The organism is Thermococcus sp. (genome assembly GCF_027052235.1).
Taxonomy (GTDB): domain Archaea; phylum Methanobacteriota_B; class Thermococci; order Thermococcales; family Thermococcaceae; genus Thermococcus.
This window is the reverse complement of sequence record NZ_JALUFF010000070.1, coordinates 1-296: the sequence shown is the minus strand read 5'-3', so window position 1 is coordinate 296 and position 296 is coordinate 1. Positions and strand designations below refer to the sequence as shown.

At 39.9% G+C, this 296-nt stretch carries 1 protein-coding gene; it reads left to right on the top strand.

The genetic code is table 11. The features are described 5' to 3' along the window. Positions 1-296: type II toxin-antitoxin system PemK/MazF family toxin (locus MVC73_RS09540; protein ID WP_297510328.1), on the top strand; the 296-nt coding region annotated here is incomplete at both ends.

Genomic DNA, 296 nt, shown 5'->3' with positions numbered 1-296 from the left:
GAGATACTCCTTTTGGAACTTCCTTTTACCAATTACATAGGAAAGAAGCTCCGTCCTGTGCTGGTTATCAGCTCCAATGAGTTGAAAAGAATAAGTGACGACTTAATAGTGCTCAAAATAACGGGAAGTCCGCATTTTAGGGAATTCCAAGTTGAACTCGAACAAAAAGACCTCCTTAGGGGTAAGCTCAAGAAAAAGAGCTTCATAGACTGTTCTTCCGTTTTTACGGTAGAGAAATCACTCGTTATCAAAAGCATTGGGGAGATTAGACCTGTGAAAATTGATGAGGTCAAAGA